The 7249-nt window shown below is 70.9% G+C and carries 5 protein-coding genes; 1 reads left to right on the forward strand and 4 read right to left on the reverse strand.

What is annotated here, in order from left to right; genetic code table 11:
- Positions 1-150 precede the first annotated feature (150 nt).
- The gene (locus VFW66_11820; GenBank protein HEX5387384.1) at positions 151-744 is read right to left on the reverse strand and encodes a Mov34/MPN/PAD-1 family protein; all 594 of its coding nucleotides are present in this window, start codon (positions 742-744) and stop codon (positions 151-153) included.
- 2 nt (positions 745-746) lie between these two features.
- Entirely contained in the window at positions 747-2828 is a 2082-nt protein-coding gene (locus tag VFW66_11825; GenBank protein ID HEX5387385.1) for a ThiF family adenylyltransferase, read from the reverse strand.
- Between the two features lie 577 nt (positions 2829-3405).
- On the opposite strand from VFW66_11825, the gene VFW66_11830 reads away from it, so the two are divergent.
- Positions 3406-3723 carry a hypothetical protein gene (locus VFW66_11830; GenBank protein ID HEX5387386.1) on the forward strand — a complete coding sequence of 106 codons (318 nt, stop codon included), beginning with the start codon at positions 3406-3408 and terminating at the stop codon, positions 3721-3723.
- Here VFW66_11830 and VFW66_11835 read toward each other — a convergent pair.
- Together VFW66_11835 and VFW66_11840 are read right to left on the reverse strand one after the other, a co-directional pair.
- Positions 3687-5261: a hypothetical protein gene (locus VFW66_11835; GenBank protein ID HEX5387387.1), complete on the reverse strand. Its 1575-nt coding sequence runs from the start codon at positions 5259-5261 to the stop codon at positions 3687-3689. The genes VFW66_11830 and VFW66_11835 overlap by 37 nt on opposite strands.
- Positions 5262-5466: 205 nt before the next feature.
- Positions 5467-7249 (reverse strand): DUF5724 domain-containing protein (locus VFW66_11840; protein ID HEX5387388.1); only part of this gene is annotated, 1783 nt, incomplete at its 5' end.

Here is a 7249-nt window from a genome sequence, read left to right on the forward strand (position 1 = left end):
GGGAAGGCTGCTTGTGCGCTCGCACGCCGCCTGGGCGCTCTGTCCGTCACGGTCCCGGACGGCGGCCGTCGCCGTCCGCGCCCGCCTAGAGGTTGAGGCGGGCGCGGCGGTGCGCGCGGAACTGAACTCAGCGGTGCTCGGTCTCGTGGCTCAGGCCGGCGCGTTGAACAACGCCACTTCGCAGCGCCGAGCGTCCGCGTCCGTGGGCCGCCCCCGCGTGATGCGGCCCAATAAGGCGCGCCGCCTAGCGTAGCGCCACGCGCGGACGTACCAGTGTTCGCCGGCGAGCCGTCTTGGGCGCTCCCGACCGACCGGGGCGCCGGGGTGCTGCCCGAGAATCACCATGACGGGCCACGGCACGCGCGCTGCCTCGGCGCCGGCGATGCTCTCGAGGGTCTCTGCGTCAGTAGCGCTCAGGTAGGCCATCGTGTCGGGGTGCGTGTGCCAATCGCCGAGGTAGGTCCAGCGGCGGCCCGACTGCTCGTAGAGGCGTGCGACCTCCGACTCGTGGTGGGCGTGGTCCGGGACGAAGCGGCTCCGCTCGTGAACCGCGTTCGGCCCCGGCCCCACGACCGCGGTCACCACGACGTCGTCGCCGTCGCCCGCATATCCGAGCAGGACGCCGCCCGTCTCGTGTGGATGTCGCTGCACCGCCTCCCGGAGCATCGCCGCGTGGGCGTCACGCGCGAGCCACAGGGTCGGCGGCCGATGCCCTACCCGTGACCCACGCGCGGCTCTCGCCACAGTTAGGCCCCCCCGTGCCTGCCGGCAGGCGAGCAAAGCGTGCAACTCGGGTGGCGCCGCAGGTCGAAGGTATCCCAGCGCGGCGCGATCAGCCGTCCGGCCGCGTCGCGGAGCGAGAGCACAGCCACGTCCCACGGCGCGCGCGGGTAGCGCGGGCGGTCTGCGGGTTCGCCCGCCGCACCGGCCATGTTGGCGAGTATCCCCATGGTCATGCGCACGCCCATGAGCGCTACCTCGCCTAGGTCCGGGTTCGCCCCCGCGTAGGTGCGCTCGGCGCAGCCTTCCACGCCAACGTCTCCGCGCAGCGGGTCCTGCGGCGGGCCCGGGATTCCGCCCTGGGCGGTAGGCACACCGAGCCAGTGCTGGAGGCAGCCCCAGCAGCCCTCGGTGCGGGCGGGGTCCACGCAGACAACCATACCGCCCCAGCCGCCGGGCGTTCCTTGAACGCCAGCGTACGGGAGCCCGCGCGCCCGCGCGGCCTGCGAGAGGAAGTATTGGACCCCCCGCTCGGCGCACGCGTCATAAAGCAGCGAGGCGCCGGCCAGCATCTTCGTCATGATGTCGGCCTCGGTGACGACGGGCATGCCCTTCGGCGCGTCGGTGCGCCCGGCCAGCCGACGCACGTCCCCGAACTGGTGCACGATCTCCGCCTCGACGCGCACGTAGGGGTAGTCGTTCTTGACCAAGCCCGCGACGACGGCGGCCTTCGGCCAGCCGAAGGCGCTTAGCCCTACTGGCCAGCGCAGCGTCGTCGCCGCCTCAACATGGTCACCATCCAGCAGCCGCAGTCCGCCCACAGAGGCACGCGCCAACTCAAACGCGCTCGGCGCGCCGAGGCAGCCGAGGCCGAAGACCGCCACCGAATGGGCGGCGAGCGGGGCTAGCTCGGGGGCACGCAGCGCCAGGTCCGCCGGCAAGTACCGCTGCGGACGAGCGAGGTAGACGACGCGCTCGGTCGGCCCGTTTGACCTGTGCGGCGCTGTCTTAGCCGACGCTGGGCGCGCTGCCGTGGGGTAGCTTCGACCACGCGCGCCGCGCGCCCCGCGCGCCGGGATGAATCCGCCACGTGGCCCACCGTGGGAGCTATCTGCGGGAACGGAGTACATGCGCACCGCGAAGGCCCAGCCATCCCCGACGTGATGCGCTTCCCCGCGCCACCGCTGCTCCTCGGCGAAAAGGGTCGCGCGCATGCGGAGCCGATAATTGTTCGGCAGCTCGAGCGCCGGAGGCTTCTGCTTGCGAGGATCGGCGTGCTCGGCGGCTTTGTAGACCGCGTCCGCAGGGTCTTCGTCGGGCGCGCCGACGACGGCGCGCTCCGTCCGAGCCCAGTAGCCGGTCACGTGCGGGCGCTGTGCGTAGCGCTCGACGAGCGCCGGCGGTGCCTCGAGAAGCGTCCGTCCGGCGTGGTTCTGTACGCTGAGCAGCGCGCCGCGGAGCACAGCGGACGCTCCCGGGACCCCCGGGCGTGGTAGCTCTTCTAGCCCTAGAACGAACGAGCCATAGGTCGCTGAGTCGGGGACGCGCGCGGCGATACTCTCACGCTCGACGGCGACGAGTACGGCACTAGTGCGCTCGTACGGGTAGTACCAGGTGGCCGGCTCGGGCACATGCTCCTCGAGCTCGGCCATCGTCTCAGCGTCCTCTGTGGCGGCCACGGTCACGAGCCGGGGGAGCTGCTCCGCCAAGATGCCCGCCAGCGTATCGGTCGCGGGCCGCCACGTGCTCACCGAGCGCGCTAGCAGGCAGAGATTCTTGACGAACGGATTCTGGTGGTGCGCGAGGTCGAGGTCCGGCGCCTCGACGTGGACGGGGAAGAACGGGTAGTGGTCCGGGAAGATCGCGATCAGTCGCACCGGATCCGGGCCGAGTCCCTCGACTGGGGGGTGGGTCAGGTCCAGCCGCAGGACGCCTTCCCCTTCCGCCGCCGAGTCACGCTCGGCGGCGATTCCGGCTGCCGCGAGCGCCTCCAGCTCCCGCTGGAGACGAGCGGGGTCACGAACCCACCAGCGGGAGTCGAAAGCATCCGAGGGCGCGGCGTTGTCAGCCGCGCCCTCGGATGCCGCGCCGTCAGGCTGGGACGCCATCCCTAGCCCACCGGCCGCGGCGTCGGCGGAACGGGGGGATCGACCGGCCCCGGATGCGGCGGGTGGGGCGGGTGGGAGGGATGGGGCGGGTGCTCCGGCTTGTTCGGGTTCTCGTTGGCCATCGGTCGCCTCGCGATCAGGAGGAGAATCGGGACATTCAGTCCCCAAACGTACACCGAAAGTGTCGTGCCGTCCATAGATCGTCGCGGCGAGTGCGGCCGACGCGACCGGGAGACTGTGGCATGCGGCCGGACTCCGGGGCGCTTCCATGGGCTACCACCTGTACTATCCGCACCGTCGCCAGGCTTCACGGGCGCTGCCGCTGCTCGTTAACCCTCTGCGCGAGTGGAAGCGGGAAGGGCGACGGGGACAGCGAGGCCGCTAAGCCTTTGCCTTTCTGAGTGTTCCAGCTCCGCTCGAGAGCGGGATCTCAAAATGGTTATACCGGCAATTCTCCCAGGAGGTCTGTCCGTGGAACGTGCGGTTCGCGCGGGAGTTGGCTGAGGGCTCGCCGTTCGCGGCGCGGGAGGCGATCGCGGGGAAGGATGCGCGGACGCTCTCGCGGGAGCTGCTCGGGATGAGCCGGGAGGAATTCGCCGCCGCATTCAAGGGCTCGCCGATGAAACGGGCGAAGCTGCGGGGGCTGAAGCGCAACGCGGCCGTGGTGCTGGGGAACATCGGCGACGAGCGCGACGCTGACGCCCAGAGGCAGGCGCTCGATGATCCGGAACCACTCGTGTGCGAGCACGCCGAATGGGCGGTGTCACGGTTCGGGGCCGGCCGGCTGCAGCGCAACGTTCGCGCGGTTGACTCCACGCTGGCTCACGCCCAGAGCGCAGGCATCGAGCGTGTGGGAGGTCAGCCGCCGGTGAGCGCACGCAACCGGCGCGTGTAGTCCGCCTCCGAGGCACGATCGCCCGCTGCGGCCGCTGCTCGCCGCGCACCGTCGAGCGCATGGTATCTGTTCGGCTCCCTGCGAAGTGTGGCACGGTACTCGGCAAGCGCCTCCGCCGGTCGCCGGAGCTCGAGCAGCATGTCGGCAAGCAGCTCGCGCGCGGGAGCCAACGGCCCCGGCGTAACCGCGGACTTCTCGGTCGCGTCCTCGCGCGTGGCAGCCTCTCGCATCGCGGCGAGCGCTACGTTATCGCGCCCATTCGCTCGCTCGAACCACGCGCGAGCGCCCAGCCGCTGGATGGCGACCTGCTCCGCCCAGTATCCTTCACCCTCCTTCCGCAGCCGCTGCTCGATGGCGGCCAGAGAGTCGATCGATGCCCGCGCCGTGACAACATCGCCGGTGTGCGACGCACCGAGGGCGCGAGCGAAGTACGTCATCGCCTCCGTCCACTGGAACGAGGTCGCGCGCGGCGCCAACCGGGCCGCCGCCGCCCAGTCGCGTCGCTCGAGCGCGTAGCGCGCGGGGATGGCGGCGAGCGCGAACAGCCCGGCCGAGCCGGGCGCGGCACCCGTGACGGCGTTCGGATCGAGCCGTGCTTCGAGAGAAGGGAGCGAGCCGAGCACCGCGCGTGCTCCGCTGAGCCGGCGCATCTGGAGCAGCGCGTACTCGACGTAGTCCGACGCGTGCAGCGCCTCGGCGATCGACCCGCTGCGCAATGCGGCTTCGATCGAGCGACGGTTCGTCGCCACCGACGCGTCCCACTCTCCCACGCGCGTGAACGTGTGCGACGGCATATGCAGCGCGTGCGCCGCCGCAGGCGCGATGCGCGCGTAGCGCCGTGCCGCCGCGTCGGCTCTCGCCGCCAGCGCCGGGTAGTCGTAGGCATGGATGATGTAATGCGCGAGGCCCGGGTGGTTCGGGTGCACCTTCCAGAGCGCCTCGAGCGTGGCGCCCGCCCTGAGCTGGCGCGCGTACGATTTGTCGGTCGGCGGCGCCGACGCCACGAGGGCGATTGCGTGGAAGATCTTCGCCTCGGTGTCGGCAGGCTGCCGCGCGACGAGGGCAGCCATCGCGCGCTCGTACTCGGCTACGCGCGCCTCCTGGCCCACGCGCTCGTAGTCAGCGTAGAGCCGCGCGACGGCGGTGACGTAGCCACGCTCTCGTTCCGTCGCCCGTTCGTCAAACCGTGCCGCGGCATCGGCCGCTCTCCGCCCCGCTTCGAGCTGTGCGGCATCGCGGTTCCCGGTTGCCATCGGGTTGCCCCAGCGACCGAGCGCAAGCCCCCAGTACGCCATGGCGCACGTGGAGTCGGATGCGAGCACCTCGCGGAACGCGCGCGCCGACGCGCCGAACTCGAAGGAGTGCAGCAGCGCGACGCCGCGGTCGAACGCGGGCGCCACGACGGGGCTGCACGAGGTCTCGAAATGCACCGTCCCCAGCGACGCGGCGGCGGCGGGCGGGTGCTCCTGGGCCGTTGCACGACCGGCGGCCATGAGGAGAACGAGGCCCAAGCGTGCGGCGAGACGAGCGGGCGCCATGGTGCCCTCCAGCTGGATGATGCAGGACGCTCCACCAGGGGCCGCAGTGCAAGAGTGCGGCCGGAGGTGCGCACCCGACGCCTGCTCGCGTCTCCCGCCAACCTCCGATGCGCTTCAGGTCAAGTGCTGCCGAGGGCTCGGCTGGCCGTCGCGAAGGGGAACTCGGGATGGTTGTACCGGCAAATCCTCCAAGGGACTCAACTCATCACCCCCCGCGCGCGGCGCTGATCCACTCCAGGATGTTGGGATCGCGGATCTCATCGTCCCGCGCGAGGAGCAGCACCTTCGACAGCACCTCCGCGGTCTTCGGGTCGTCATCCGCGAACGGGAGGAAGATCCGACCGCGGTGCTGCGAGTGCACCGCGACGATGGGGATCGCTGTCCCGGGCAGCACCAACACTCCCGCGCTCCCCAAGTGAACAGAGTAGTCGCCCAGCGAGCCGTGGATGGTCGCGTGGCGGCCGTTGACCTCGACGTTCGCGAGGCCGAGCAATTCACAGCTCTCATTCAGCAGGGCCGCTCGCATCTCGACGGTCGACGCGGTTGCCTCGGGATCGACGCCCCCCCGATGCGCGACGCTCACCACCAGGTCGAGGTCGCGCATCGCCTCGCTGAACAGGCGTGGCGGGATGCCGTCGAGCGGCAGCGCGGTCCACTCGCCCTTGCGGGTGAAGATCACGTCCTCGAGCGTGAGTCCCTCGATGTCGGCCGGCGTGAAGAACGGCTCCTGAAAACCCAGCCGTGCGGTCAGCCCCTCATCGTGGAAGGTCCGGCTCACTCCCTCCTCCGGGCGCGCGACCCAGCCCCGGCCGCCCAGGAGCGCGAGGGCCTGACGAGGGTTCACCTGGTGGCCGGCGTACCGGCGGGTGCGATCGGTGCCGCGCTCGGACGCGGTCAGTGGGTACAGCTCGCGAAAGAGTTGCTTGAGCGGCTGGACACGCTCCGCTCGGAAGCAGTCGCGCTGCCACGCCGACCAATCGCCGCGCACGAGCAGGTCGTGCGGATGCGCGATCCGCACCTCCTCCACGTGCCCGAGCACGTGCTGCGTGCCGGCGTGGTCGCGCAGCGCGCGCCCGCCCTCAGCGAGGTAGCCGGCGACGCCGTCGCCGATGAAGACGAGCACCCCGAGTGCCGGTGCGAGGATGGGGTGCTGGAGGAGCACGCAGAGCTCGTGCGACTGGAACGTATCGCCACGACACATCGCCTCCTCGAGCGCCTCACGAACACGTGAGCGCTGACGACGGAGCTCCTGAAGACGCGCCCTCAACTCCCCCACCTCGGCGTCTTTCCTCAAGGCAGAAGGCAGCGCCTTGAGCGACTTGTCCTGCCTCGCGATGCGCAGCGAAGGCGCGCCGTCGACGTCGATGGAGAGCGTGATGCTCACCTCTCCGCGGGTGAGAACCACCGGCCCGCGAGCGAGGTCCGCCACGGCCCGCTGTTCCATGGCCCACTGCAGGCGCTGTGGATCACGGTGGCCCGCCGTGCGCGCGAGGTTCGCGAGTCCGATCGCGACGGCTCTCGACTCGCTCTGTTGGCGCTGGGAGCCGAACTTCCGTGATTGGCGCTTGAACGACTGAAGGCGCTGGTAGCGCTCGAGCAGATCACGCTGCCCGCTGTCACCGTCCGGAAGTGGTAGCAGCCCCAGTGCACGCACGGAGTCCTGATGGCGCGACGTGTCGATGCGCGCGAGAATCTGCTCGCGCGTCACGAGTCCCGCCATCGCGCGCGCGAAGAGCTGCGCGCGCGTGTGCCCAGCCCTGCTGGCCGCGTACTTCGCCGCCGTGTCGAGCGTCTTCCAGCGCACGGCGCCGAGCTGACCGAATACATGCACGAACCACTCGACGTCCACGGCCCCGTCCGTCAGATCGGCCGCGGAGAGCGGCGTCCGCTCGCTCACCTCGGCAGCCCAGATCTCCTTGAGCTCCGGAAGCCGCCACGAGCGATCGTCCTTCGTGTGTGCCTGGATCCACCAGACGGCACCCTCGAGT

It is taken from the genome of Gemmatimonadales bacterium (assembly GCA_036279355.1).
Taxonomy (GTDB): Bacteria; Gemmatimonadota; Gemmatimonadetes; order Gemmatimonadales; family GWC2-71-9; genus DASQPE01.

What these genes read in the sequence shown, in the direction of transcription:
- VFW66_11830 (HEX5387386.1), top strand. Translation starts at nt 3,406, where the DNA reads ATGAGCCGGGAGGAATTCGCCGCCGCATTCAAGGGCTCGCCGATGAAA.
- VFW66_11835 (HEX5387387.1), bottom strand. Translation starts at nt 5,261, where the DNA reads ATGGCGCCCGCTCGTCTCGCCGCACGCTTGGGCCTCGTTCTCCTCATG.
- VFW66_11825 (HEX5387385.1), bottom strand. Translation starts at nt 2,828, where the DNA reads ATGGCGTCCCAGCCTGACGGCGCGGCATCCGAGGGCGCGGCTGACAAC.